Source organism: Spiroplasma melliferum KC3, assembly GCF_000236085.2.
Taxonomy (GTDB): Bacteria; Bacillota_I; Bacilli_A; order Mycoplasmatales; family Mycoplasmataceae; genus Spiroplasma; species Spiroplasma melliferum.
This window is the reverse complement of record NZ_AGBZ02000002.1, coordinates 35,851-62,174: the sequence shown is the minus strand read 5'-3', so window position 1 is coordinate 62,174 and position 26,324 is coordinate 35,851. Positions and strand designations below refer to the sequence as shown.

Here is a 26,324-nt window from a genome sequence, read left to right as displayed (position 1 = left end):
TTAATGATTTGAAAGATTTAAATTAAATGAGTTTATATGATTATTGAGTTCAATTTGTAAGTTATATTATTGGTTCAAATGCTCCTGAATTTTTGTATGTTCTCTCGTTTGTATTATTTATAGTTTTATTTTTTGGTATGTTTTTTAAAATCATTCAAAAAATGTGAAGCTTTTAAATTATGGCAAAAGATTGAGAAAAATTAAAAGAGTTTTTTATTCATGTATTTTTATTTATTGATAAATCTAACGTTGAAAGTATTACAACTTGGAATTTAACTCAAAATGAATATTTAACTCTTATGATTGGCATTTGAATTGTTATTTTATTTTTAACTTGGTTCTTGTTGTGAATGGTTTTCAAAATAGTTAGTTGTTTTAAATAATTAAATTTTGTTATTATTATGGTTTTCTCTCCCCACAAATTTTTATATAAATATTGATATTATTCTTTTGATTATTATTATTCCTGCTCTTATTAAAACTGAAATAATGATAAATCAAATAAATGATAGGTTATTAATTTCTATTGTATTGAATAATCATATTATTTTATCTAATATGAATAATTCTTTTCCAAAAGGATTAAAACCTAAAAATAATAATATATAGGGCATTATTGGTGTGAATGTCCGTAGTATTGATAAAAAAATACTAAGTATTTTTATCACTCTCCTTTTTGATTTGTGGGGAGAGAAAACCATAATAATACTAGTTTAATTATAAATAACTATTGGAGGTAAAATGAAAAAGTTTATATTTTTTCTAAAAAATTATTGTTATATTAGCGGTTCAATGCTTTTGTTTAGTTTAGTTGATTTATTATTTTGAATTATTTCTTTAAATTATACTGGTTTAGTATTTTGACTTTTATTTGCTTTGCAGTGTGTTTATTTTGTTTGGTGATTATGAAAAAATATTTTTTATCAATTGAATGCTTTTCGCTTAGTAAATTTTGTTTGAGATAATCCATTATCGGTAATTATTGGTAAATTAGGAACAGGGAAAACATTACTTTTAACTTATTTGTCAGAAACAATGAAATTATTAACAGATAAAATTTATAGTAATTATCCATTAGAAGATGATAAAGTTAAAGTTTTAACATTTAAAAATTTAGATTTTACAGATAGAACAAAACCAGTTCCTCCAGATGATAGTTTAATTTTGTTTGATGAAAGTTTTTTATATATTGACGGAACTAGTCCTCATGATGAAAAAGTAACTCATCGTGGTAAAATTCCTTGAATTGTATTAGCTAGACATTTTGGACACCGTGCTTTATTTACAGCTCAACGCGAAGGTATGCTTTGAAATAATATTCGCCAATTAGCTAGTGGTATTATTATTCCTATTTCGCTTAAAAAACCTATTACTAAAAAAGGAATTAATTTTTTTAATAGATTCTTTATTATGCGAATTGGTATTTTTCAAGATATTACTGATTATGAAATTTGAAAAACAGAATCTGTCAAACGTACAGCGGAAGGTAAACGTGCAAAACATAGATCTGATGTTGGATTAGGAATTCGGTTTTTTAAAATAATTATCCCATTAGAAATCGCCCAAAAGTATGAAAGTAAATGATTATCATTTGTTCGTGATTTAAAAAATGATGATGTTCCTGTTACTAAAGAGTACTATTGAACACAACTTAAAGATTTAACAATAAAAGAACGTTTAGAGTTACTAGATATTGATATTCTTAAAAAGAATTTAAAACCTAAAAAAGAAAAAGGAAGTGGTAAAGATGATTAATTTATTTGCTGAGAATAATAGTAATTGAGACAAAATTTTTAGTTTTATTTTTGATGTATTTTTGTTTATTTTTGATGTGATTTGAAATACTAAATTGCCAATGACAAATACAACTATTGCTTATTTTGTAATTTTTTTTATGGTTATTAAATTATCAATTTATGCAATACATGGTACATCAACACAATATAATGAATTAGGTTCAACTGTTCAAAATAGTATATCAAAATTATATTCTGCAACAGCTCGTGGAGTTTCAGATACTAAACAAGGTATCCAAAAACACATTAAAGAACGTAAGGATTTTAAAATTAATCGGAATAAACAACAATTATCAAGTTTAGCTAAACAAGCAAAAACAAGAGAACAAGGATATCGGAGAGTGAATAAGTAATGATTAGATTAGTTTTATTAGTTGCGGCAATCGCTATATTTGGAACTGGTTTTATTACAGTTATTATAAATCAACTTACATCAGCAAAAAACATTATTATGGATCTATATAATTCAGATACCTGGTTACTTTCGTTGTTTGGTAAAATGGCAATTTTATTTTCTCACCCATTAATGCTTACGATTTCAAGTCTATATATTCTTGCCTTTATTGTTTCAAAAACATTGTATAGTTAGGAGTAGTTAAATATGAAAAAAACAATATCTTTATTTGCGATATTTATTTTAGGTATTTTAACTTTAGTTATTCCTTTGATTACTTTAACAGCGTTTAAACCTTTAAATCAACAAAATTATAATGTTAAACAGCAAGCAACAGGTATCAATGAAACAGATTTTATTAATACAATGTTTTTACGCAGTACTTTTTTTGAAAATTGGTCAGAAACAAATTATTTTATTAATCCTACTTTAAAAACATCACAAACATTAACTTATAATGATAAATGATATTTAGATTTTTTAAAAGATAGTTATTCAACTGGAATTTCATTCGACAAGCCTAGTGATGAGTTTATGGATTTATATAAAAATTGAGATACTTATGCTAAACAATATAACATTGATAAATTTTATGATGTTGATAAAAAACAATTTTTAAAAGAATTAACTAATTTTTCTTATTCTTTTGCTAAGTATTTTAATACTGTGGAAGTTATTAATAAATTAGAAAAAAGTGTTGATAATTTACAGATAGTTAATTTAAAATTTCAAAAATGAAAGTTAATTGATAAAAAAGATTATAGTAATGAGATTAAAAATATAAATAATAAATGATATATTGGTATTTTTCCTAAAATGTGAAGTTCAGGTAAACCCATTAGCCCGTATAGTATTTTTAAAGCAATTAATGATGGAAAGGATATTTCTATTTATGGTAAATTTGGTAACGGGTTTAAAACTTCAAATGATAATGTTTATCGTTGAGATGGAATTGGTGAACCATTTGAATTACCAAATTTTGATAAAAATACTGGTAATGTTATTTTTTGAACTGATAATGAATATCAAAATACTCGTTCTTTTTTATTAAAATATATTAATGCTATTGTGCAAGAAAATATTCGAGTTCAACAAGGTGGTAACCCTGATTATGATGATCCAAATTTAGGTAGTCAAAGAATAATTTTTGATTTTGAAATTATTAATAATTTAGAGAAAACTAGTACTGGTATAATTTTAACTAAAAAGTCAATTTATAGAATGATTTTAACGATTGATGAACAAAAAAATATTATTGCTGGTAGTTTAGAGTTAACACACCTTAAGCAATATTGGAATGGATATGATTATAATAATTATCGGTATACTGATGATTTGGGTTTTTTATTTTCTTTTATGAAAGATAAGGAAAATAAATTTAATTTTAGTGCTGAAACATATAATTATTATCAAGGTAATACTCCTAATACTGGTAAAGAGATTTTTGAACAGATGAAAGGACAAATTGATATTAATAAATTTTTAAAAGCCTTTTTTGCGCATGCGTTGGTGCCAGTGTTTCAAAATCGTAGTAATTTTATTGAAAGTGGTTATATTGATAATTTACAATATGATACAGTTTTAATTAACTTTTTTGGTTTAAAATTAGTTAATTTTAGAGATGTTTTAATTGATAAAAATAATGTCAATAAAAATCAATTTGAAAAGTTATTAAATAGTATGTTTACGGTTTCTCAAAATTTTTATAAGGATTATTTAAGAACCATTTTTGATTTAGAAAATAATACTTATGTGCAAGGTTATAATAAAAGATATGGTTTATTAGCGAATAATGGTTTTAAAATTTATCCACATTACTTTTATTTTTCAGATAAATATAATCAATTAGATATTAAATTGTATTCAGCGTTTAAAAATCGATTTTATAATACAAATTATGGTAATGTATTTAATTATGATTTTTCAGTTTCAAATGATTATAATATTAATCAAAATGAAGGTTATATTTTTGAAGGCACTTTAAAAGATAAATATGGTTTAAAATATAAAAAAATTGAAGAACAAAAAATTGGTTATAATGTTTTTGAGTTACAAGCTCAAAAAGAAAATGATATGTATCGTTATTATGATTTTAATTTTGGTATTTATAACTGACAAGAAATAAATAATGGTGGATTGTTCCCTGACGGGCAATGATGACAAGCCCAGTATGAAAGTTGTAGTTGATATAATTTAGCATGTCATATTCGAAATGCAGCAATATGAATTGTTAATAATATTCCGGGCGTTAAGCAAGTAAATGAATTAGCAAGTGGTGTTGGTAAGATTTTTCAAACAATATATAGTTTTTTTAATCAAACGTTTGAGGTATGAAAATTTAGTCCAGCATTATATAATACAATAACAAATATATTCCTATTAATTATATTTATGAAATTTGTACGATTAATATAAAAAGGAACTATTAAGTTCCTTTTATTCTTTTCAATTTGTAATTTTACCGTTATTATCAATATCAGGTGTTTTTGGTTCACCATTTCCATCTCAGTAATAAACAGATTTAAAATAATTACCATTATCTTCATGCCAATAAATCATTGTACTTTGTTGTCTTAAAACACCTAAATCATAAAAACCATTTACTTTTGATTTTTGTAATCTAGAATCAAAATCAATAAAAAATGTTTCTTGATTATTTAAAAATTTATTAATTTTTCAATTACTATTTTCACTATTTCTTCAAATAACAATATAATATTTATTATCAATCCCATTTAAAGGTTTATTTATTGTAGATGGTATTTTTCATTTACTTTCTTCTGGTGGTTTTTGTTGTTCTGGTTTATTACCCCCATTTTCATTGTTATTTGGTTTTTCACAACTAATTAATGTTGTTGTACTTGTTGCTGTTAATCCTATTGTTCCTAAAATACTTAGTAATTTTTTCATTTGGCTAATTGTTCCTTCCTTTATTAAACTATGTAATAATTATAACAAAAAATTTTAGAAAGGTATTTAATAATGAATTATAAGCATTTTAATATTGATGAACGTGTTATATTAAGTCAGTTATTAGTGTCAAAACTATTTCAAAAGAAAAATGGTAAACCAAATTTATCTAAAATAGCAAAAGCAATGGATAAACATCGAAGTACTATTTTACGTGAAATTAATCGTTTTTACAGTGCAAAGTATTATAATGCTGTTAAAGCTCATAAAAAGTATTTTAAAAATCGTAAAAAATCAGTCAAACATATTAAATTTTCATATCAACAATTAATGTGATTAGATGAAAAATTTAATAAATTTCATTGATCGCCCGAGATTATTTGTTATGCATATAAACGTGAATTTGGTATTAAATTTCCTGTATGTTTTAAAACTTTATATAAATATGTTTTTCTTGGCTTATTTGGTTTAAATAAGCGTAATTTGTATTTTCATGGTCGAAAAAATAAAAGTAAGCAAACTATTGATAATCGAGGTAAATTAACTAATTTTCGAACTATTGCAGAAGCTAAACATAATAAAAATGAATTTGGGTGATTTGAAATGGATACAATAGTTGGTAAAGATTTGAAATCTGTTTGTTTGGTTTTAACTGAACAATTAACTAAATTTGAAATTGTAAAAAAATTAAAAGATAGAACACCAAACGAAGTAATTAGAGTTATTAAAAGTATTTTTAAAACTAGTATTTTAAAGAAAATAGTTAAAGGTATTATAACTGATCAAGGTAAAGAGTTTTCAGAATGAAAACAAATTGAAGTTTATATTGGTACTAAAGTTTATTTTTGTGATAGAGGTAAACCAACACAGAAACCTATTGTTGAACGAATTAATCGTGATTTAAGACATTGATTTCCTAAGAGTATTGACTTAGATATTTTTTCACAACAATACTATGATGAAGTGGTTAATATAATAAATGAGAGACCACGTCAGTGTTTAGGTTGAAATTCATCTAAAAGTAAATTTGTAAATATGATTCAAAATTATATTTAATTTTTTATTTTATTTTTGTTGAACTTGCATTTATAATATTTAATTTTAAAAGCAGCAGAATCGGATGGTTCAAGACTTGTAAAGTCTGCATGGAAGTATTAGGTTAAAGTATATTCTGAAAGAGTATTAAAAAATATGCTCAATGAAAGAACATTAGGTAATTTGAGACAATTTATCACATTTAAAGCAAATATCTAATTTTAATATAAAATTATTGTCAACATATTCTTCTTTAATGATAAATAAATTTGCTATAAAAGTTAAATCATGATATGTATCAAGTAACTTATCCTTTTTTTCTTTAATTAGTTTATCTTTTAGTTTTTTATCATAGTCATCTATTTTATATGTTTGATTGCATTCTTTACATTTTACAGTGTTGTAATTTGATGCAGTTTTTGTGCCAATGCTATTAACTAAAATTTTTAAAGATAAATTTGTTCATAATTCTTTTTTTCCAATATTATTTTTATAAAGTTTCATTTTTTCAATATTTCTTTGTCTTTCACTTAATATTTCATTTATTATATCATATTGATTTTGAATATAATTTTTGTTTTCAATTTCAAATGCTTTTTTTTGAATTTTATAACTTTGATTAGCAATTTGATATGTGAAAAATGCAACTAAAAAAGTAATAAATGTTGTTAAAAACATTATAAGCGCTATTACAGTATCTATATAATCTTTTCAATTAATTATTTCTTTTATAGGAAGATATAACAATAATAAAGAAATAATAATGAATAAAACACTTATACATACTCCCCATTTTTTAATTTTTTTAAACATATAGACATCCATAAATTTTTTATTCCTTTCTAATTAAAATTCATTTTAATTATATATTTTTATATAAAATATGCTATCATTTAATTAATAGATTTGTTGCACTTGCATTTACAATTTACAGTATGATATAATACTTTTATGTAGTATAGGTTATACAAGGTAGGTGGCAAATAGATGAAAAGGTTAATAACTATTTTTAGTATTTTTAGTATGAGTGGAAGTCTTAGTTTAACAGCTATTAGTTGTTCAACAAATGAAAAGTATTCTGATGATGATAATATGATAACTTTAAATCAAGATTTTGAAACCATTAACACAATTATAGAGCAAGCAAAAAAAAGACTTCCAGCTTGATTAGAAACAAAAACCAAAATTGATATTAATACTTATCCTAATGAATTGTCTGCATTACAGAAATTTATTATAGAGTTAGAAAAAAAGAACGAACTAATGTTAGTTGGTGATGAAATTTATCAGTGAAATTTTTTAAAACAATTAATTACTGATTTCAAAAAAGAACTTAATATTATTAACCAAGAAATTATTAATCAATATGCAAACTATTATTATAATATCGTGCCATTATCATTAGACGAGAAAAATATTCGTCTTACTTTAAAACTTGTTAATTTTGATAAGTTAGAAAAATTAATGGTAAGTAAGAAACAGACTATAAAAGGTATTACAATTAAATTTAATATTCCTTATGAAGTAAGTTTTAAAGAATTAAAAGTACGTGATTCAATTAATAGTTTAGTTGTTGTTAGTAATAATATTTTAGCACTAAATAATATTCAAAAAGAACTGGAAAATTATTTTGTTACTTTTATTGACAATCTTTTTGGTAAGTATAAATATCAGATTATTGAAAAACTAAAACGAAATTTTAATAATATCCATCAATCAAACACAATTTGACAAATAATTGCCGAAGAATTACGTTTAAGAAATATTAATTTTATAACTAATGATCATTCATTAATTTTTAATACTTTTTATAGTATTGATGCTCCAACTTGAAATTTTAAAAAAGAAGAAGATTCTGTTTTAGCATGAGCGGGCGAAGGGTATGACCCAACAAAATTAACAGCGGAAAACTTTTTAAAATTTTATGAACAAAAATATATTAAAAATAAAATTCCAACTGAAAATAATTATTATGTTCGCGCAAATATAACATCTTTTATTCCAAATGATTTCATGATCGAAAATTTACCATTTAATAATAAAACTAGCGCAGTAACATTAAAAACTCCAATTAAAGTTTTAGCATCAAAGCAATATATTAATAATCAATTATTTGATTTTGCTAAAAAAATAATGGATTTTTGAAATTATTATAAAATTGAAACTTATAATAATAAAATTATATTTAATGTAACCAAAACGGATTTTATTATGTTATCTGAAAAAATTAGTAATTTTCAACCAAGTGCTTCTTTTTTTGATAATATAGGTGCTATTTTTCGTTATCTTTCTGAAAAACATGATTTAAAATTACTTTTAAATTCAATAACTAGTAATGGTTGAATGAATTTAACAAATTATTCAAATTCATTTGTTTTTAATTTCTTCTGAAGACCAGATGCTCACAATTGTTATCCACAACTCGTTTTAAGTTTTGCTTATAATTCATTTTCATATGGTTTATTTGTTAATCCTGTTCCCGTAGATAATAAAACAGGTTATGTGTTTTTACAGACAATTGAATTTAAAATTGTTTAAAATTGTTAAGAAAAGTGATTTTATTCAAAAATTAGGTGAGGAGCATGTGATACATCTTCATTGTAGTAATAAATATGACAATATAATAAATCAAAAATAGATATGGTCATACTTATCTTAATGCAAATCAATTATTTGTTTTAAATAATATTATTTATCATTAAAAAATCAACTCTTTTTTGAACATCTCCTTATTTATGTCTACTTTATTTTAGATGTGCATTTCTGAGTTGATTTTTTATATTTTAATTATGACTTATATATCAAAAATTAAGTTTTTATTTTTTTTACTGGTAGCTTGATAAAACTAAAACTAAAACTTAATAATAACATTCCAATGATAATACTATAAATAATTATATAAGTTAATATATTTGTATAAAAATTAATTATTATTGGAATGATAATTACACCTAGTAATAAACTAAAGATAGCATGGCCGAAGACATGTTCAATCATTAGACCTAAGGTTAAATGGTCAGTACCAACTAAACTAATTATATTATTTTTTTGAATCCGGCTTAAATGCCCAAGACAACATCCAATTAAGATTTGACTACCACCCAAGCCAATGGTTAAATATAAAATATGCGATAATTGAGTTTGGAAGGGAAAAAAGGCAATTGTTAATCCTAATAATAATCCGATAGCAATTATAGTAATAATTGTATTCCAAATAATTTGGTGTTTAATATTATTACTATTTATTTTCAGTAAATATCCAAATAAATAACTTATTTTTCGAATAACATATAAACTACCTATGACTATAATCATAATTGTTGTATTATTAAAAATTAAAATAGGAAGAATGTATCCAAATACTTCATTAATACTATATAAAAAACTTGATGAATATAAATAACTTCAAAATTGTTTGTTTTTTTGAAGTATTTTTCAACTACTAGGATTAATTTTAAAAGTAATTTCTTCAGTTTGAATATCATGGTTAAAAAAAATTAAACTAAAGTTAATTAATGCCAATAAACTAAAGTATCCTTGTAAGGAAATTTTGGTTGTTAATTCTGTTAAAAAGTATTGTAGTAAAAAAGGAATTATAATTGTAACAACACTTCCTACAATAAAATAAATACTAGGGTTTGTTTTTAATTGATGTTCACGAGCATAACTACGGATAATTTCCATTGAGAAAGGAACCATACCAGCAACAAACATGCCAGTACAAAAAAGCAATAGGGGATAAAAATAAATAATTAAATTATTATCAAAAAAATTAACAGTCATTAATAACGAAAGAAAAATAAAAAGAAAAAAACTATTAATTTGAAGAATAAAGGTATTACTCTTTTTCTTTTTAACTTTAGCCCATAGTGGGGTAAAAAAGAACATTGCAATTGGAATTAATAAGAAGAATCAAATTTTTGTTAAACCAAATTTATCAAAAATTGCAAATGGAATAAATGAAAATAGTGCTCCCATCAAAATTCCTTGAATAATCATTATCACTTTTCAATTTCGTAATTTATTTGTCATTTTTGTTATCACATCCTTTACTTTATATTATTTATCATATTATTACTTTTTAGTGCGGGGTTTAATAAAAATCTTTTATTTTTTAATTTCCTTGTTTTAAAAAGTTAGAGGACGTTATCACGACTTTTAAATAAATATTTAACCATTAAAGGGACCACTCTTTTTCTATTTATTTTCATTCAGACTTTTTCTAATTATAAATGAATAATCCAAAAAAAGTAAGAATTAATGGAATATTTTTCAAATTATTTAAGTTCTTTCTTTTAATTCGTTGTACAATGATATTATGAGTATTAATTAGTGTATAAAAAGGAGACAAATAGAATGAAAAAATCAATTGATACAATCAAAATGTTGGGAATTGAAGCAATTAATAAAGCAAATTCAGGCCATCCGGGAATTGTTCTTGGTGCTGCGCCAATGGCATATACTTTATTTACAAGACACTTAGTTGTTAACCCCCAAGTGGACAAATGAACAAATCGTGATCGATTTGTTTTAGCAGCAGGACATGGTAGTGCTTTATTATATTCGTTATTGCATTTATCAGGATTTGATCTGAATATTTATGATTTACGAAATTTTCGTCAAGTTGATTCAATTACGCCTGGTCACCCCGAATCACATTTAACTCCAGGAGTTGATGTTACGACAGGTCCTCTTGGACAAGGACTTGCAGCAGCAGTTGGTTTAGCGTTGGCAGAAACTCATTTAGCAGCAAAATACAATACCAAAAAATATCCGCTTTATGATCATTATACTTATGTTTTATGTGGTGATGGTGATTTACAAGAAGGAGTTACACAAGAAGCAATTTCTTTAGCAGGACATTGAAAACTAAATAAATTAATTGTATTGTTTGATTCAAATGATGTGCAATTGGATAATATGGTTAATGTTGCACAAAGTGAAAACATTGCTGATCGCTTTAAAGCAGCAAATTGAAATTATCTTTTTGTCAAAGATGGGAATGATATTGAGGCAATTGATCAAGCTATTATAAAAGCAAAAAAAAGTAATAAACCAACCTTAATTGAAGTAAAAACAATAATTGGTGATGGGGCAACTAAACAAGGAACACCAGCAGTACATGGTGCTCCGTTGGGAAGTGATATTGAGACAGTTCGTAAAATGTTAGAATGAAATTATAAACCATTTGAAGTTCCTAGTGAAGTTTATAAGGATTTTGAAGTCAATGTTAAACAACGGGGAATTAAAAAATATCAACAATGGTTAAAAATGTATCAAGGTCTTTACAAAGAAAATCCTGCTTTAGCAAAAGAACTTGATGATGCAGTTTATGGGAATTTTAATTTTAATCCACAAGATTTTCGTGATTTAAAACCAATTAAGCCACAAGCAACACGGATTAGTAGTGGTGCAATACTTGATCGTCTTTCTAATATTATTCCAGGTTTAATTGGTGGTAGTGCTGATTTAAGTGGTAGTACAAAAGCAAAAGGAGCTGATGGTGTTTATAGTGCTGAAAATCGGTTAGGTCGTAATTTAGCATATGGGGTACGAGAATTTGCAATGGCTGCCATTAATAATGGAATTTGTTTACACCGAGGATTAATGCCTTTTGCAAGTGGTTTCTTTGTTTTTGCTGATTATATGAAGCCAGCTATTCGGTTGAGTTCATTAATGGAAATTCCAGCTATTTATATTTTATCGCATGATTCAATTGCTGTTGGTGAAGATGGTCCAACACATCAGCCAATTGAACAATTAGCCATGTTACGTAGTCAACCAAACTTAAATGTTTTTCGCCCAGCTGATTTTAATGAAACATTAGGAGCTTATCATATGGCTTTACAATCAAAACATACTCCAAGTGTTATTTTAATTACACGTCAAGATTTACCAGAATTAGAACATTCAAATGTTGAGCTGGTTAAAAAAGGAGCTTATCAAGTTTATGGACAAGAAGATAATAATCATGTTGTGTTGTTAGCAACAGGTAGTGAAGTAAGTATGGCAATTGCTGTTGCAAAAAAATTAGAGCATGATAAAAAAATTAAAGTAAAAGTAGTATCAATGCCTTGTTGAGAATTATTTGAGCAACAAGATGCTGAATATAAACAAAGATTGTTAGAACCGTTGGCTTTAATTGCTTCAATTGAATTAGGGACAACCTTTGGCTGAGAACGTTATACTTCAAATAGTGGGTTAAACTTTGGAACTGATACCTTCGGTCAATCAGGACCATTTCAAGATGTTTTAGAATATTTTAGTTTTAATGTTGAAAAAATTGTTAATGTTATTAATAAAAAAATGCAAGTGTTGTAAAAATAATAATTGCATTTTTTTTCTTATAAAATTATGCAAAACATGTGTTATATCAAATTGCCCCTTAATTTTTTCTTGTTATTAATTATCATATTTTAAATAACGTTGTCAAAACAATGGAGCTAAACCGCGCAAGGCAAGGGGGATTACAATTTGCATGATTGGATAGGTAAAAAGAAAACTATGAATAAAATTATAAACAATTGCATATAATCAATTAGAATACCCTGGTCAAACAGAAGCAGGAAATAATGTGGTTCAAATGATAACACCACCTAATATTTGTGATAAAGCAATTAAACCAATGATGCTAAAACAAATAATAATATAATTAACATATGTAATATATTTTTTATCATTGTTAACTTTAAACCGCATAAAGCCAGCAATCATTGGAATAATCATTGGAATAAAATAATCCAACAAATATGATCAAGGTGAAACAATAAAACCAGAGGGAATAAATAACAGGGACATTAAGGCACTAATGCTTCCAGCAAAAAAACCAGCTAAAGCGGAATGTAAAAAAGCAATTATTGTAAGAGGAAGATATTTTAGAGCAATCCCACCCCCATGGGGTAAATTTGGCAGCAGGGTTTCTAAATATGCTAATGCTAAGGTTACTGCTGCAAACATTCCAATAATAACAATATCAAATGTTTTTCATTTTCAAATTCCTAAATTAATTAAAAATCGTTTTCGCTTTATAACATTAGTAAATAATAAATCACTAACTTTTGTTTCATAACTATAAATAATAAGATTACTAATTAAATTAAGAAAATTTAAACTAATAATATTTAAAATAATAAACTGAAACTTATAATTAATATATTCTTCATAATTTGTTAATCAAACACTTATTGCGGATATGATACTAAATATTAAACCAAATCCACAAACCGCTAAACAAAAAACTCATATATTTTTAAAATTTTGGTCATTATTTAAATGGAATAATTTACTTAATGTTGATAATGGTAAAATACTAAGAGTTATTATAATACCAAGATATAAACTAATGATCATAAAAATAGTTACTTTATTATATCATAAAATAATTTTTTGTTGGTTTAACTTAAACTTAAAAATTGCGGTTGTGGTCATATCAAAAATCTCCTTACACAAATAATTTTGTAATTAACTTCTGTGAAAGTGAGCATCAAATTAAATTTATTAAATTAAATAAATAACGAATTTGAACTCCCTACGCTAGTATTAACTAGATCAGGTTCTAAGAGTATTTCTCAAACTTATGTTTTGTAAGTTACCTCTGTCAATTACAATATTATCTTAACATTGTTGTAAAAAACTGCAAGAAATTTTAATAATTTATTATATAATAATGTATATGGAATTAGAGGCAAAGATATGTTTAAATGATGAAGACGAAAAAAAACTGAACAAAAAATAGTAAATTTAGAAACAGCGAGTGCTTTTGATGATGAAATTGAAGGGTTTAGTGGAGCTAATTTTAGTGATGAAACAATTGACTTTGAATTGTCACAATCAAAAAGGGTTATAATAAATAATTTAGAAAATTCTGAGATTAAAACAACTCAAGAGGATACTAATAGTATTCATAGTCTTGTTCAAAATGCACGTCATCAAATTAATAAATATAAAGAAGAACATAATGTTAATGAACATGAAAATTTATTAGAACGCTTAGAGCAATTAAAAAAATTACGTGATAGTTCTCAAGTTCAACCAAATGATATTCAACAAATGCTAAATCGAATTAAAGAACGGAATTTTAATGACCGAATGGCATATATTATGGATCGAATTAAGATTTCTCATCGTGATGATGATAAATTAGAATTAGCGCATAATGGTGAACCATTAGCAGAAAATGCGTCAAAAGGAGTAAAAAAAAATAAAATTACAATTGCTGGGGATAAAAGTGAAATTAATCCTTTAAAACAAAACTTACCAAAAAAGACTTCTAATAATTTAAGTGAAAAAGAGAATGTTACAATTACATTATCTGTAAAACAATTTCAACAAGTTGTGCGTGATACTGTGGAGGATGTTTTAGTTGAATTAGGAATTAAAAATAAAGATGAATAATTTTTGTTTTGTTTTTATGTGCTGTATTTTTTAGATTGGGAGGAAAAATAAATGAAGATAGCATTATTTGGTGGTAGTTTTGACCCATTTCATACTGACCATTTAACAATGATTAATCTTGTTAAAACAAAAACAGATATTGATGAAATCTGAATTATTCCAACAAATCAGAATCCTTTTAAAACACGAAAATTATCTTCTTCCACTGATCGTGTTGCAATGATTACTTTAGCAGTTGCTGGTTTATCGTATGTTAAGATTAATTTAATTGAATTAGAAAATACAAAACCTAGTACAACATATGATACTGTTTTAAAATTGCAAGGCCAATTTCCACATTATCAATTTTATTTTATGATTGGTTCTGACCAACTAGCATCGTTAAATAAATGAAACAATATTATTGAATTAACAAGAATGCAAACTTTTATTGTTTTTCAACGAAATGAACCAATTAAACAAGCAATTTTAAAACAATATCAAGCAATAGTAATTCCATTTCATAATAATTTACATTTATCATCAACAATGTTACGAGAAGGAAAAAACATTTCATTGCAATTGCCAAGTATTACTAAGTATATTAATAATAATTTATTATATTTACCAGAACGATTGGGACAAAATATGGATAAGGAACGATATCAACATTGTTTAAATGTTGGGCAAAAAGCCCAAGAATTAGCATTGATTCATAAATTAAACCCACAAAAAGCTTTAATTGCTGGAACGTATCATGATATTACGAAACAATGGTCAAAACAAAAACAAAAAGCATATCTAACAAAATACTTACCAACTTTTTTATCAGAGCCAATTCCTACTTGGCATGCTTATACAGCTTATTGTCATTTAAAATATGATTTATTATTTACTGATGAAGATATTTTAACAGCAGTTAAATGACATACTGTTGGCCATCCACAAATGACATTGTTTGAAATGCTAATTTTTGTTGCGGATAAAATTAGTAGTGAACGAAATTATCCGAAAGTTGATTATTATCGAACATTAGCACAAAAAGATTTAATAAAAGCGTTTCAAGAATTATTAATAATCCAATTTGAACGAGCAGTAGATAAGCAAGGTCTTGAACATTTAGGTAAAAACATACAATTAACTTATCAACAATGAAAAGAGGATAAATAACGTAATGAATTTAATTATTAGTGCAATGAAAGAAGAGTTAATAACAACTTTAAATGCTTTAAAACCAACAGCAATTGGTAAATACTCACAGATTGAATTATATCAAAAAGGTAATTGATTATTTGCAATTAGCAAGATTGGTTTAGTAAATGCTGCAATGACTTTAACAATCTTACTTAAAGATTATGCAATTAAAACAGTTTATAATATTGGCACAGTTGGGACTTTAAAGGCAACTTTTAAACCATTATCAGTTTTAGTGATTACTGAAGCTTACTATACTTTTGCTGATGCACAAGAATTTGGTTATACAATGGGGCAAATTCCAGGTGAATTACCTAGTTATTATAGTGATAAAAAATTAGTAACTACAATTACATCAAAAATACCTAACATTCAACCAGCAGTTTTAGGGAGCAGTGATATTTTTATTGATAAACTAGAATATTTTAATCATATTAATACTAAATTTAAGAATAAAATTGATGTGGTGGATATGGAAGGTTGTGCTTTTTTTCAAGTTTCATTAAAGTATCAAATTCCAATTGTTAGTATTAAAATTATTACAGATTATTTACAAGCAACTAAAAAAAGTTCAACAACACAATTTAAACAAAATTTATCACAAGCAGGAATTTTAATTTCTGATTTAATTTTGACAAAATTATTTAATAATAAAGAATAAAAAATTTAAAATTAAGATATAATTAAACTACGATAAATAGAAAGAGGGATTAAATGCAAAACTTTATCAAATATTATTGTCGTGATTGACGGTTTTGATTCAAAATAATTATTGCATTGGTTGCTTTATTTGGGTTACTAACTAATTATTTAACTAATTTACTGCATTTAGACAAAATGTTTGTTACGGATAGTAATAACCAAGTGACATATTTATGAGCTGTTTATGATCAAACAGGAGCAATTAGTCATTGAAATTATGCTGGCTATACAATATGATGAATTTCATTTTTTACTACGCAATCAAATTTTTTAGTCCTAATTTGATTTGTAATTGCAATTATTTGTCATCGTCAAGAAGGAATCATTAAACCATTAAAAACATATTTTTCATTATCAGTTGCTGTGTATATTACAGTTACTTGTTTAATTTACAATTTTGTATTATTACCAGGAATCTTAAAAAATAAAGATTTAATGTGAGGTCCACTACAATGAACGGAGCAAATTATTTTGCATGTTATTGTACCAATATTAACAATTATTTATATTGTTATCTTTGCTAAACAATCACCGTTAGTTTCAACAAAACAATTTTATCAACAAAAATTAGGATGATATTTTATTTATCCAATTTTATATGGTGTTTATGGAGTTATCAAAGGAATATTATGTGAATATAGTGGAATGCATTTAAAGATTGCCTATCAATATTTCTTCTTACAAATTACAAATCCAAAAGTACAAGGTTTACCTGGTATTGTTTGATTTATAATTGCTATTGTCTTAATTTCAGGGATTATTACTGCTTTTGGTGGTTTATATCATTTTAGTATATTAAAAGTTTCCAAACATCATCAACAAGCAAAAAATTCTTAATAAATATTTTAACAAACAATTAAATTGCTAAAAGCACAAGGGTGCTTTTTTTTTTTTTTTTAATAAGTATAATTATAAGTATCACACAAAAGGAAGGTGACAATTAGATGAAACGGTTATTAACACTTTTTAGTGTTTTTGTTTTAGGTTTCGGTAGTAGCTTAGGTGTTGTTAGTTGTACAGTGCGAGCAAAACATGAGCCTGATGACAACGATGAGTTGGAGCACAATCAAGATCTTGAAATTTTAAATCAAATAAAAAAGGAAGCAAAGCAAACTTTGTCAACATGATGGCAAACAAAAACAATGATTGATATTATTAAGGAATATCCAGACCAAATATCATCATTTAAAGAACTAGTCGCACAAGTAAAAACAAAAAATGATGGCTTATTAACTTTAACGAGCACAGCAATTAGTAAATATCGTTTTTTACATCAGTTGCTTGTTGGTTTTAAAGCAGAGTTTAATAATTTGAATCAACATTTACGAGATCGATATTCAAATTATTATGTTGATACAATGCCATTATTCTTAGGAGAAAATAACATTTCATTTGATTTATATAATATTAATTTTGATAAGATAGCAAAGTTAGTACAAGATACTCCCCAAGCAGTATTAGGCATTACAGTCCAGGTTAATATTCCTTATGAAGTGCGCTTTAAAGAATTATTACCAGTGCCGGATAACATTAATAATGTAATAGTGATTAATAATAATTTAGATGTTTTAAGTAAAATACAAGATGACCTTATAAAGTATTTTACTATTTTTCTTAATAATATTTTTAAAAAACAAGATTTTAAAATTATTGTACCAATAAATAAGGATGCTAATAGTTATGTCAATTATAATAAAACAATAACATTATTTATTGCGAAATCTTTAAGTGATGAAAATATTTAGTTTCGTAATATAGATTCAATAAATTTTATTAATAAAGATGCAAACATGACTATGTTGAGGTTATGAGATGAGAAGTATCAAAAGTCAATGTTTTCTGTCTTGCCATGAGCGGGTGAAGGGTATAATCCTGCTAAATTAACCCCAGAAAACTTTTTAGAATTTTATAAAAAATTGATTTATTTTGATACATTATTAATTCATAATGAGTATTATATACAAGCAACATTAAAATCCTTCAATTTCTTGGATAACTTTATTATTGAGAATCTCCCACTTAAAATTTTAAGTTTCAATATTGAATTAAAAGCACCAATAACAATATTGAGAGAAAAAAATAAATTTGATACTGAGTTAATCATATTTGCAAAAGCAATAATGGGTTTTTGACATTATTATCAATTAGAAACATATAATGAAAATAATCGTCTTGTTTTTAATATGAATCAAGTTAACTTTGATGAAATTGTTAAAAAAATTAGAACGAAGTATAAACAGAACCAAGTGTGAGACAACTTGAAGACATTTTTGGAATATGTTTTTGGTTTTTATTGGAAGTCATTAGACTCAAACGCAAAGTTTTCTTTTGAATACAATACAAGTGAATTTAAAAATAAAATTAATTGAATTGAAAATGAAAAATCTATAACTTTTCAATTATTTTATTCATGAAATAATGATACTAAGATATACCCATACACTTCAAAAAATATTTACTTATCGTATAGCAACTTTTTTTATAGTTTTATGTTTAATCCAAACAAGGGTGAAACCAATATTAATGATGGTAATTATAATTTTTTACAGATAATTGAATTTAAGGTAGTTTAAGTTTTGTTAATAAACAAAAATTTTAAAAATGAAAAATGCTTTCAGTTCTTTAGAATGAAAGCATTTTTCATTTAACTTATTAAGTACTTAAAACTATGGGTAATTATTAGTGTTTTTTTATTTTATTGTGTTTTGAAAGATTACCATTTTCTAAATCAGATTTCCCTTTAAAATCATAAGGCTTTTCGGTTCCTTTTAATAAACGAGTAATATTTTGATGATGTTTTAAGATTAAGAAAATAGCACTTAAAGTAATAATAATATTAATTAAAGCTAAACTATCGTAGTAATTATCATAATTAACATAATGTAAGTAATTCACTCAAACAAGGTGAGAATTTTGAAGTAAATCACCATTAAAATTGATAATATCAATGCCACTTAATTGTGGGATTCAACATAATGCTCCTGTAAATAGTGCTGCTAAAATTGAAGAAACAGAAACTCGTTTTCAAATAAAAATTGTACTTCATCAAACAACTGTAGCAATTAAAAAATAATATGGATTAGTCATTCATAATAAACCTAAAAAAGACGAAACTGTTTTTCCACCTTTAAATTTATAATAAATTGGATAAGAATGACCAATTAAAACAAAAAAAGCTGGAATATAATAACTAGTTGAACCAAAATTAACACCATTAATATTAATACAACTAATACCAAAGGCAATAAACATTGTAATAGTAACTTTTAGCATATCTAAAAACATGATGGCAAAACCTCATTTTTTTCCTAAAACACGACTAGTATTTGTGGCTCCGGCATTTTTAGAATGATAATCACGCACATCAATTTTATAAATTTTTTTACTAATAAAAATTGACCAACTAAAAGAACCAATTAAGTATCCAATTATTGCTGTAATAGCTGTTCCTAAATATCCATATAATGTCATTCCGTCACCTCTCTTTTATTATTATATAGCAATTAGAAATAATTTAGTAAATAATTGTAAATAAAAGCATTATAATATAAGATAGTAATAGTGAAAATTATATTTAAAAGGAATGATAGAGGATATGAGTATTGAAGATAAAACATTAAAGTATGATGAATCATCAATTCAGATTTTAGAAGGACTAGATGCAGTTCGAAAACGTCCAGGAATGTATATTGGGTCAACTGATGTTCGTGGATTACATCATTTAGTTTGAGAAATTATTGATAATTCAATTGATGAGGCATTAGCTGGTTATTGTAATGAAATTGATATTATTATTTATAAGAATAATGCTATTATGGTGGCAGATAATGGGCGTGGTGTTCCAACTGGAATTCATTCATCTGGAAAATCAACCCCAGAAGTAATTTTTTCAGTTTTACATGCTGGTGGAAAATTTGGTGGTGATGGTTATAAAACAGCAGGCGGACTACATGGTGTTGGTTCTTCAGTTGTTAACGCTTTATCGGCCACTTTTGATGTCACAATTTATCGTGATCATAAAGTTTGAAGTATTAAATTCGCAAATGGTGGTCAAGTTAAAGAACCATTAACAAAAATTGGAACAACAACGAAAACGGGAACAACAGTTACTTTTTTACCTGATCATAAGATTTTTAAAGTAATTGATTTTTCTTTTTCAACAATTTCAGAACGAATTCGTGAATCAGCATTTTTAAATAGCGGGGTTAAGTTAACATTGACTGACCAACGAACTGATAAAAAAGTATCATATTTATTTAATAATGGTTTAGAAGAGTTCATTACTTATATGAATGAAGATAAAAAAAGTATTACTCCAATTATTATGTTAAAAGGAGTAGAAAAACAAATCGAAGTTGAAATAGCATTACAATATTCAACTGAATTTAATGAAAATTTACTTAGTTTTGCAAATAATGTTAAAACAAGCGAAGGTGGTAGCCATGTTGTTGGATTCCGAACAGGATTAACAAAAGTAATTAATGATTATGCTCGGAAAGAAGGATTGTTAAAAGAAAAAGATAAAAATCTTGATTCAGTTGATACACGTGAAGGACTAACGGCTATTGTTTCAGTGAAAATTCCTGAAAATTTAATTCAATATGAAGGACAAACCAAAGGAAAATTAGGAACTTATGAAGCTCGGGTTGCAGTTGAAACGATTGTAGCAAAACAATTTGGATTTTGATTAACAGAAAATAAAACAAATGCTTACACTATTATTGAAAAAGCATTATTAGCTCGTAATGTTTGTGAAGAAGCTCGGAAAGCACGTGAAGCAGCGCGCAATAGCAAAAAACGGGGTAATAGTGATCGTTTATTAACAGGAAAATTAACCCCTGCTCAAAATCGAAATAAATTTAATAATGAGATTTTTTTAGTTGAAGGAGATTCTGCTGGGGGAAGTGCCAAATTAGGACGTGATCGTCGTTTTCAAGCAATTTTACCATTACGAGGGAAAGTAATTAATGCTGAAAAAGCAAAACTTCAAGATTTAATGAATAATGAAGAAATTAATGTAATGATTAATGCCATTGGTGCAGGAGTGGGAAATGGTTTTGACATTAATGATGCCAACTATGGTAAAGTAATTATTATGACCGATGCAGATACTGATGGGGCACATATTCAAACTTTACTATTAACATTTTTTTATCGTTATATGCGACCATTAATTGAAAATCATCGTGTTTATCTTGCTTTGCCACCTTTATTTAAGATTACTAGCACCAAAAATAAACATATTGAATATGCATGAGATGAAACAGAATTAAAAAATAAATTAAGTCAATTTCATGGTAAATTTGAATTACAACGTTATAAAGGGTTAGGAGAAATGAATGCAGAACAATTATGAGAAACAACAATGAATCCTCAAACTCGTCAATTAATTTTAGTAACAATTGATGATGCCGTTATGGCTGAAAGACGGATTGTAACCTTAATGGGAGATGATGCTAAAAAACGAAAAGATTGAATTGATGAAAATGTTAAGTTTACTTTAGAAGATGATTTTCAAGCAATCATTAATTAAATAGGCCAACAATGTTACAAGCAATCAAAAAATTAATTAATAAACTAAATCAAACCAATCTAACTCTTAGTCAATATCAAAATTTTCAGTTGTGACTTATTAAAATAAAAGAAACAAAAACAACATTGACATTAGAAGTTTGAACAAATAGTGGCATTGAATATAGTGAAAATACAATTACAACAACTATTGAACTTGGAATAGTAGATGAAACAGCATTAAGTTGATGTTATGAAAGTTTATTATTAGCAGCACAACAGACTGCTGAAAAAGAAATTTTTTGAAAAAAAATTATGCAAGAAGCAGAACAACTTTATCAGTTAGAATCAAGTAGTAACTTATATTTGTTAACAAAACATGGTATTCACTTTTTTAACGATAAAATTATTGCTTTTGAATTAAACTACTATAATTATAATATATTAATAATTTTATTTGCTTGGCAAAAAATTAATATGGGAATTAATATGAAAAAAAGAAAATTAATTACACCTAAAAATTTACCACTAAAAATTAATCAGCAATTAAATATGTTAAATTTAACAATTTATAAATTATTATTAATTGAAGGAACCTTATTTTATCAATGTGAAATTGACTGATTATCTAAAAAGGGTAAGTATATGATTAAATCAGCAACAACAATTTACTATCAACAAGAATTTAAAATACAAACAGATATTTTATTAGAGTTACTACAGTTAATTGAAATTTGTAATAATCTTAATGACCAAATCTTAGCATACTTTCGAACATTGTTATTATTAACCCATCACCACCAATTGTTTACTTATGACAAGCATAAGGATTATTGAATACTAACAAAATTAGGGCACAAGTTATTTTATCAAATTGATTATAAAAAGTTTATAATCAAGAATGAAATGATGAAAGTTGATTTACAGAGAGGAATTTAGAAATGAGTAATAACGAAAAAGAAAATGAATTAGTTTATAGTTTAAATGATATTATGTCAGAACGCTTTGGACGTTATGCCAAATATATTATTCAAGATCGAGCCTTACCTGATGTTCGTGATGGTTTAAAACCAGTACAACGCCGTATTTTATTTGCAATGAATGAATTACGATTAACTTTTAATACGAGTTATAAAAAATCGGCACGGATTGTTGGAGAAGTAATTGGAAAATATCATCCTCATGGTGATACATCGGTTTATGATGCAATGGTAAGGTTATCTCAAAATTGAAAAGTTCGTTATCCATTAATTGATATGCATGGAAACAATGGTTCAATTGATGGTGACCCAGCGGCAGCTATGCGTTATACTGAAACTCGTTTAAGTGAAATTTCCTCATTTTTATTACAAGATCTTGATAAAAAAACAGTTGCGTTTGCTCCTAATTTTGATGATTCAGAACAAGAACCAGTTGTATTACCAGCCTTATTTCCAAATTTATTAGTTAATGGTTCAACCGGGATTGCTGCTGGATATGCCACAAATATTCCACCACATAATTTACATGAAATTATTAATGCAACAATTCATTTTATTGAAAAACCAGACAGTACGGTTAAAGATTTAGTAAAATATGTTAAAGGACCTGATTTTCCAACCGGAGGCATTATTCAGGGAAAAAGTGGAATCTTAGAGGCATATCAAACAGGAAAAGGAAAAATTATTGTTCGTAGCAAAATTGAATTTGAAAACAATGCTTTAGTAATTACTGAGATTCCCTATGAAGTTGTTAAACAAGACTTAGTTAAAAAGATTGATGATATTAAATATAATGAACCAGGATTAAATATTAAAGAAGTTCGTGATGAAACAGACCGCGAAGGGTTACGAATTGTTATTGAATTAGGTAAACAAGCTAATGTTGAAACAGTACGGAAATTTTTATTAAAAAATACTAATTTACAAATTTCATATAATTTTAATATGGTTGCTATTGCAAACAAACAACCACGACAATTAGGGCTAAAAGAAATTTTAACCCATTATGTTGAACATCAACAAGAAGTTATTACTAATCGTTCTCGCTTTGAATTAGCACGAGCACAAAAACGCTCAGAAATTGTTGCTGGATTAATCAAAACAATTAGTATTTTAGATGAAGTGATTGCTGTCATTCGCCATTCAAAAGATCGTAGTGATGCAATTCATAATTTAGTAAAAAAATTTGGTTTTACCCAAATTCAAGCAGAAGCAATAGTACAATTACGATTATATCGATTAACTTCAACGGATATTTTGCAATTAAAAGCAGAACAAAAAGAATTAATTGCAACAATTGCTGAATTAAAAGCAATTTTACGTGATATTAATAAATTAAATAGTGTTATTATTCATCAATTAGAATTAATTAAGAAAAAATTTGCTTCTCGTCGTCGTAGTGTGATTGAAAATGAAATTGAAGCAATTGAAATTCAAAAAACAGAAACAATTATTGAAAAAGATTTGAACATTTGAATTTCACGAGATGGATATTTAAAAGCCTTAGAAAATAATCAATTAGCGCGATTAGCAACCGAAGAATTTAAACGAAAACCAGGGGATTTATGAATTGCTGATTTTCAAGCTAATACTTCCGATAAAATTTTGTTAATTACTTCAAAAGGGAATTATGTTATTATTCCAGTTTATAAAATTAAAACAGTTCGACTACGTGATATTGGTGAGCATGTTAATACTATTTCTGAGTTACCAGGAGAAGAAAAAATTATTAGTGCTTTCTTATTAAATGATTTTAATAAAAAAGAACAATACATTATGTTAGCAACTAAAAATGGAATGATTAAAAAAACAGCCGTTAAAGATTTTGAAGCGACACGGATTAGTAAAGCGCTTAAAGCTATTAATTTAAAAAATGATGATGAAGTTGTTGCTAGTCAATTAGCTGGTCATCATCCATATGTGGTCATAACAACAGCAAATGGTTTTATTGTTAAATATCGTAAAAAACAAATTCCAACATTAGGGTTACGAACAGCAGGGGTTAAATCAATTAATCTACGTGATGATGTTGTTATTAACGCGGGTTATTGTGAAGATGATAATTTAGTATTAATTACTAATCTTCATACTGGGAAAAAAATTTCTTTAACAGAAATCCCGACATCAACGCGACCAGTAAAAGGAACACGATTATATAAATTAAATAAAGATATTAATGAACTTGTTCGCTGAACGTTTTTAACAAAAGGGAAAGATATCTTGCATATGTTAAATCAAAAAGATGAAATTGAGTTATTTAATACTGATAAAATGGCTGTTCATAAATTAGTTACTGCCAATCATACCTTAGGTTTTGAAAATATTGTTGATATTGTTATTCCACATTATTATGATTTAAAAGTAATCCCATCAAAAAAAGGATTAGAAAGTAGTAGTACTGCTGGAAAAAAGCATTCGTTTCATCATAATGAACATGATAATGCCAATAATATTAAACCCTTAATTGAAGTAACACAGGCAACAAATAATTCTGTTCTGAATAAGACCGAATCAAGTGAAAAAAGTTATAATCAAGAAACAATCACAGCAGATAATACTAACGATGAAGAAAGTGATCTCAAGGTTAAATTAGCATTAATGATTCCACCAGAAGAAATTTATCAAGTCGAGCAGGTGATTGCAACAGCAGAGCCAATAACAACGCTGGACCATCATCCTAATAGTAAGAAAAGTATTAACAAAAACATTGTGGTTAAACCACGCGGAGAAAAAATGCGCCAGAAAAATAAAAATATAAAAGAAACAAAAAAGAAATTTCGAAAAGAACAACAAAGTAAACAACAATCGGAACAACCAGTAACAAATGTGGAAACTAGCATAATTGCAGCGCCATCTGAACAAGAACCATCACCGTTGTTTGTTCGTAAAACATTTGGAAAAGTAAAAACAACAGTAGATATGCTAATTGAAAAGAAACAACGTGAACAAGCTAAAGTAGCATTAGTAAAAGCACAAGCACAACAAAATAATCACCAAAAAAATAGAAAACTGCTTGTTCCTTCTCTTCCTGAAGAAAAACCAACTTTTGGCAAAGTGGTTACGACAGTGGAGACTCTTCTTAAAAATAGACAACAAAAAATTGATTTTGAGTTTAATAATAGTGAAAAAGATAACCCAAAAGATAAGTCTACGATAAAAGTAAAATCACGAACAGAATGGTTAAAAGCAATTGAACAAGCTCCAGCCGGAACAATTAAGGTAGGGTTAAGAAATGTTACTTCAAATAATCATGAACAAACAATGCAAAGAGTTGATTTTAAAGAAATTAAAAATAAGAGTGTAACAAAAGCTAAATTTAAAAAAGATTTAGCAATTGATGAAACAAAAGAGTTACAATTAACCATCCATGATATTTTAGATAAAAGTAAAAAATAAATGAAAAATCAGTCAATTTTGACTGATTTTTCA

The 26,324-nt window shown here is 26.0% G+C and carries 22 protein-coding genes and 1 riboswitch; of the genes, 17 read left to right on the top strand and 5 right to left on the bottom strand.

From position 1 onward, the window contains the following. Positions 1-179: 179 nt before the first annotated feature. From SPM_RS03875 to SPM_RS03855, 5 genes are all read left to right on the top strand, one after another. Positions 180-383, top strand: a complete 204-nt coding sequence (locus SPM_RS03875) for a DUF2649 family protein (RefSeq protein WP_004027715.1) — start codon at positions 180-182, stop codon at positions 381-383. Between the two features lie 358 nt (positions 384-741). Continuing rightward, entirely contained in the window at positions 742-1,755 is a 1,014-nt protein-coding gene (locus SPM_RS03870; RefSeq protein WP_004028286.1) for a hypothetical protein, read from the top strand. Next, complete coding sequence (locus SPM_RS03865) at positions 1,748-2,149, top strand: hypothetical protein (RefSeq protein WP_004028285.1); 402 nt, start codon at positions 1,748-1,750, stop codon at positions 2,147-2,149. The genes SPM_RS03870 and SPM_RS03865 overlap by 8 nt, the downstream gene beginning before the upstream one ends. Next, complete coding sequence (locus SPM_RS03860; protein WP_004028284.1) at positions 2,149-2,385, top strand: hypothetical protein; 237 nt, start codon at positions 2,149-2,151, stop codon at positions 2,383-2,385. The genes SPM_RS03865 and SPM_RS03860 overlap by 1 nt, the downstream gene beginning before the upstream one ends. 12 nt (positions 2,386-2,397) lie before the next feature. Then, complete coding sequence (locus tag SPM_RS03855) at positions 2,398-4,605, top strand: spiroplasma phage ORF1-like family protein (RefSeq protein WP_004028283.1); 2,208 nt, start codon at positions 2,398-2,400, stop codon at positions 4,603-4,605. A 21-nt stretch (positions 4,606-4,626) separates the two neighbouring features. Here SPM_RS03855 and SPM_RS03850 read toward each other — a convergent pair whose 3' ends face one another. Next, a complete protein-coding gene (locus tag SPM_RS03850; protein WP_004028282.1) occupies positions 4,627-5,100 on the bottom strand; it encodes a lipoprotein in 474 nt (157 codons plus the stop codon). 72 nt (positions 5,101-5,172) lie between these two features. On the opposite strand from SPM_RS03850, the gene SPM_RS03845 reads away from it, so the two are divergent. Beyond that, on the top strand, positions 5,173-6,156 hold the full coding sequence (locus SPM_RS03845; RefSeq protein WP_004028281.1) for an IS30 family transposase: 984 nt from the start codon (positions 5,173-5,175) through the stop codon (positions 6,154-6,156). A gap of 153 nt (positions 6,157-6,309) precedes the next feature. Here the strand turns inward: SPM_RS03845 and SPM_RS03840 are convergent, their stop codons facing one another. After that, positions 6,310-6,813, bottom strand: coding sequence for a hypothetical protein (locus SPM_RS03840; protein ID WP_137165054.1), 504 nt, complete (start codon positions 6,811-6,813; stop codon positions 6,310-6,312). 309 nt (positions 6,814-7,122) lie between these two features. Here SPM_RS03840 and SPM_RS03835 point away from each other — a divergent pair, with 309 nt between their 5' ends. Beyond that, a complete protein-coding gene (locus tag SPM_RS03835) occupies positions 7,123-8,673 on the top strand; it encodes a hypothetical protein (RefSeq protein WP_004028276.1) in 1,551 nt (516 codons plus the stop codon). A gap of 270 nt (positions 8,674-8,943) precedes the next feature. On the opposite strand, the gene SPM_RS03830 is transcribed toward SPM_RS03835, so the two are convergent. Continuing rightward, positions 8,944-10,167: a hypothetical protein gene (locus tag SPM_RS03830; RefSeq protein ID WP_004028274.1), complete on the bottom strand. Its 1,224-nt coding sequence runs from the start codon at positions 10,165-10,167 to the stop codon at positions 8,944-8,946. Positions 10,168-10,491: 324 nt separating this feature from the next. Between SPM_RS03830 and tkt the strand changes: the two genes are divergently transcribed. After that, the gene (tkt, locus tag SPM_RS03825) at positions 10,492-12,456 is read left to right on the top strand and encodes a transketolase (RefSeq protein WP_004028273.1); all 1,965 of its coding nucleotides are present in this window, start codon (positions 10,492-10,494) and stop codon (positions 12,454-12,456) included. Positions 12,457-12,537: 81 nt separating this feature from the next. Here tkt and SPM_RS03820 read toward each other — a convergent pair whose 3' ends face one another. Continuing rightward, entirely contained in the window at positions 12,538-13,563 is a 1,026-nt protein-coding gene (locus SPM_RS03820) for an energy-coupled thiamine transporter ThiT (protein ID WP_004028272.1), read from the bottom strand. A 79-nt stretch (positions 13,564-13,642) separates the two neighbouring features. Beyond that, positions 13,643-13,741: riboswitch (TPP riboswitch) on the bottom strand. 86 nt (positions 13,742-13,827) lie between these two features. Between SPM_RS03820 and SPM_RS03815 the strand changes: the two genes are divergently transcribed. From SPM_RS03815 to SPM_RS06835, 6 genes are all read left to right on the top strand, one after another. Continuing rightward, complete coding sequence (locus SPM_RS03815; RefSeq protein ID WP_004028270.1) at positions 13,828-14,529, top strand: hypothetical protein; 702 nt, start codon at positions 13,828-13,830, stop codon at positions 14,527-14,529. A 51-nt stretch (positions 14,530-14,580) separates the two neighbouring features. Then, complete coding sequence (locus SPM_RS03810; RefSeq protein WP_004028269.1) at positions 14,581-15,678, top strand: nicotinate-nucleotide adenylyltransferase; 1,098 nt, start codon at positions 14,581-14,583, stop codon at positions 15,676-15,678. A 4-nt stretch (positions 15,679-15,682) separates the two neighbouring features. Further along, entirely contained in the window at positions 15,683-16,363 is a 681-nt protein-coding gene (gene mtnN, locus SPM_RS03805) for a 5'-methylthioadenosine/S-adenosylhomocysteine nucleosidase (protein ID WP_004028268.1), read from the top strand. A 53-nt stretch (positions 16,364-16,416) separates the two neighbouring features. Continuing rightward, positions 16,417-17,241, top strand: a complete 825-nt coding sequence (locus tag SPM_RS03800; RefSeq protein ID WP_004028267.1) for a Pr6Pr family membrane protein — start codon at positions 16,417-16,419, stop codon at positions 17,239-17,241. A gap of 107 nt (positions 17,242-17,348) precedes the next feature. Next, positions 17,349-18,149: a hypothetical protein gene (locus SPM_RS06840; RefSeq protein WP_004028266.1), complete on the top strand. Its 801-nt coding sequence runs from the start codon at positions 17,349-17,351 to the stop codon at positions 18,147-18,149. 51 nt (positions 18,150-18,200) lie between these two features. Beyond that, complete coding sequence (locus SPM_RS06835) at positions 18,201-18,977, top strand: hypothetical protein (protein ID WP_239643294.1); 777 nt, start codon at positions 18,201-18,203, stop codon at positions 18,975-18,977. Positions 18,978-19,083: 106 nt separating this feature from the next. Here SPM_RS06835 and plsY read toward each other — a convergent pair whose 3' ends face one another. After that, positions 19,084-19,875: a glycerol-3-phosphate 1-O-acyltransferase PlsY gene (plsY, locus tag SPM_RS03790; RefSeq protein ID WP_004028264.1), complete on the bottom strand. Its 792-nt coding sequence runs from the start codon at positions 19,873-19,875 to the stop codon at positions 19,084-19,086. A gap of 124 nt (positions 19,876-19,999) precedes the next feature. On the opposite strand from plsY, the gene parE reads away from it, so the two are divergent. From parE to parC, 3 genes are read left to right on the top strand one after another with little or no spacing between them, the layout of a single operon-like run. Then, entirely contained in the window at positions 20,000-21,937 is a 1,938-nt protein-coding gene (gene parE / locus SPM_RS03785) for a DNA topoisomerase IV subunit B (protein WP_004028263.1), read from the top strand. Positions 21,938-21,948: 11 nt separating this feature from the next. Next, positions 21,949-22,854: a hypothetical protein gene (locus SPM_RS03780; RefSeq protein WP_004028262.1), complete on the top strand. Its 906-nt coding sequence runs from the start codon at positions 21,949-21,951 to the stop codon at positions 22,852-22,854. 2 nt (positions 22,855-22,856) lie between these two features. Beyond that, positions 22,857-26,291, top strand: coding sequence for a DNA topoisomerase IV subunit A (gene parC / locus SPM_RS03775; protein WP_004028261.1), 3,435 nt, complete (start codon positions 22,857-22,859; stop codon positions 26,289-26,291). Positions 26,292-26,324 lie beyond the last annotated feature (33 nt).